The organism is Kitasatospora sp. NPDC041917, assembly GCF_055589745.1.
Genome location: NZ_JBVJBI010000095.1, coordinates 1 through 3,107 on the forward strand (window position 1 = coordinate 1; position 3,107 = coordinate 3,107).

Consider the following 3,107-nt stretch of genomic DNA (forward strand, 5'->3'; position numbering starts at 1 on the left):
ACCACACCCGACTGGACCACCTACCACACCCACCAACAACGCCGCCGCATCCCCCTCCCCACCTACCCCTTCCAACACAAGCACTACTGGCTCGACCGACAGGCCACGACGGCCCAGGCCACCGGTCGTGCCGCGGCGCGCCGCGACGACATCACCCAGTGGTTCTACGCCCCGTCCTGGCAGCGGGCACCTCTCCCGGCCGGGGAGCAGCCGGACTGCACCCGGCACTGGCTGGTCTTCGCCGACGGCCTGGGTGTGGGCGAGGCGGTGACCGAGCAGCTGCGGGCCGCCGGTGCCACCGTCACCGTGGTGGCGGCGGCCGACGCCTGGTCCGACCGGGGAGACAACCGCTACGCCATCGACCCGGCCGACAGCTCCGACTACGAGCGGCTGATCAGCACCCTGCGGAACGGTCCTGCCGGTGTGCCCACCCACATCGTCCACGGCTGGAGCATCGCCGCGCCGGGCGAGGAGGGCAGCCTCCAGCACGGTTTCGAGAGTCTGATCCGCCTCACCCAGGCCCTCGTCCAGCACCCGGACGGCGAGCCGCGCCGGATCTGGGTGCTCAGCAACGGCCTGCACAACGTCACCGGTGCCGAGCCGCTCTCGCCGCTGAAGGCCACCCTGCTGGGCCCGTGCCGCGTGCTGCCCCGCGAGCTGCCGGGCACCACCTGCCGCAGCGTCGACCTCGACTGCCAGGAAGCTCCCACCCAGGCCCAACTGGGGAGGCTTATGGCCGAGTTGGCAGCAGCACCGGAGCCCGGCACGGAGACGGTGGCCCACCGAGGGGGCCACCGCTGGTCCCAGCACTACCTGCCGCAGCCGCTGCCCCGACGCGACGATTCGCCGGTGGTGCGCAAGGACGGTGTCTACCTGGTCACCGGCGGCACCGGCGGCCTGGGCCTGGCCCTGGCCGGGCACCTCGCGGCAGCGGGCGCAAGGATCGCGCTCACCGCGCGCACCCGGCTGCCCGACGCCGCGGAGTGGGACTCCTGGCTCGCCGGCAACCCGGGCAAGGGCCGACTCGCTGACACCGTACGGGAGTTGGTCCGCCTGCGGGACGCAGGTGCGGAGCTCATGGTGTTCCAGGCCGACGTGAGCGACCGGGCGGCGATGAGCGAGGCCGTCCGGCGGACCACCCAGCGGTGGGGGGCCATCCACGGCGCCTTCCACACGGCGGGTGTCGCCGGTGGTGGCCTGATCCAGCTCAAGGACCTCCAGGCGGCCGCCGAGGTCCTGCTCCCGAAGGTGCACGGCACCCTGGTGCTGGAGGAGGTGCTGGCGGACCAGGAGCTGGACTTCCTGGTCCTGTTCGGCTCGAACGGTGCGAACATCGGCAGTGTCGGCCAGGTCGACTACTGCGCCGCCAACTGCTTCCTCGACGCCTTCGCCCAGGACCGGGGGCGCACCCGGCGGGTGATCTCGATCGACTGGGGTCCGTGGCGGGAGATCGGCATGGCGGTCGGTACCGCCGCGCCGTCCGGCATCGAGCAGGTGGACGAGCGCGCCATGTCGCCCGCCGAAGGGCTGTGGGCCCTCGACACGATCCTGGCCGGCGTCTCGGAGTCGCAGATCATCGTGTCGCCCGCCGAGCTCTCGGCGCTGTTCGAGAACGCCTTCTCGCTGGAGCAGGGCGACACCGCGGAGCCCCGTAGCGCCGCGCACGAACGCCCGGACATCCTCACCGAGTTCGTGGCGCCGCGCAGCGACACCGAGCGCGCGATCTGCGAGCAGTGGCAGGAGCTGCTGGGCATCGAGAAGGTCGGCATCCAGGACAGTTTCTTCGATCTGGGCGGCAACTCCCTGATCGCGATCCAGCTGGTGAGCACCATCAATGCCCGGCTGGGCACGAAGCTCGCCCTCGGCGACCTGTACGAGGGGTTGACGGCGGCACACCTGGCCGGCCTGGTCGAGCAGCCCCTGCAGCAGGCAACGGGCAACAATCTCAAGGCACTTGAGGAACGCAGAGAAAAGATGCAGCAGCGCCGGCGTCAGCACCAGCAACGGCGTCGGACAGCAAGGGGCGAATGATGACCAATGAGTTCACGGATCTCCCGGAACGGGACGGCGTCGCGATCATCGGGATGGCGGGACGCTTCCCCGGCGCGGGGGACCTGACCGAGTTCTGGTCGAACCTGCGCGACGGCGTCGAGTCGATCGTCGCCCTGACCGACGAGGAGCTGACGGCGGCCGGGGTGTCGCCCGAGGTCTTCGGCCGGCCCCACTACGTCAAGGCCGCACCCAGGTTCGAGGGCATCAGCCTGTTCGATGCGGAGTTCTTCGGGTACACCGCCCGCGAGGCGAAGATCATGGACCCGCAGCACCGGCTCTTCCTGGAGACGGCGTGGACGGCGCTGGAGCACGCCGGCTACGACGCCGCCCGGTACGAGGGCAGCATCGGCGTCTTCGGCGGCGCCAGCACCACCGCCTACCTCGGGAACATCCTCAGCAACCTGGAGCAGGGCGAGGCGATCAAGGGCGAGAACGTCGGCCTGGGCTTCGAACTCGCCTTCCTGACCAGCCGGGTGTCGTACAAGCTCGACCTGCGGGGGCCGAGCTTCCCGGTCCAGACCGCCTGCTCCAGCTCACTGGTGGCGCTGCACGCCGCCTGCCAGAGCCTGCTCAACTACGAGTGCGACATGGCCCTTTCGGGTGCGGTCTCCTACAAGGTGCAGGAGAACACCGGCTACCCGTACCAGGAGGGGGCCTTCCTCTCCCCGGACGGGCACGTCCGCCCGTTCGACGCGGACGCCCGGGGCACGGTCTTCGGCAACGGTGTCGGCGTGGTGGCCCTGAAGCGGCTGGAGGAGGCGCTGGCCGACGGCGACACCGTCCACGCCGTGATCAGGGGCTCGGCGATCAACAACGACGGCGGGGTCAAGGCGAGCTTCACCGCCCCGACCGTCGGTGGTCAGGCCGAGGTGATCACGGAGGCGCTGGCCGTCGCGGAGGTCGACCCCGAGGACATCGACTATGTCGAGGCGCACGGCAGCGGCACCGTGATCGGTGACTCGATCGAGGTGCAGGCGTTGTCACGGGCGTTCGGCGACACCGGGTCCTGGGCCCTCGGCTCGGTCAAGGGGAACGTCGGCCACCTCGACGCCGCC

Annotated in this window: 2 protein-coding genes; both read left to right on the top strand. The window is 70.7% G+C overall.

Annotated features, from left to right (window positions below; translation table 11 throughout):
• The coding region (locus tag ACZ6EM_RS40220) for a KR domain-containing protein (RefSeq protein WP_465774655.1) at positions 1-2,031 on the top strand (2,031 nt) is incomplete at its 5' end.
• The coding region (locus tag ACZ6EM_RS40225; protein ID WP_465774656.1) for a beta-ketoacyl synthase N-terminal-like domain-containing protein at positions 2,031-3,107 on the top strand (1,077 nt) is incomplete at its 3' end. The genes ACZ6EM_RS40220 and ACZ6EM_RS40225, both read left to right, overlap by 1 nt.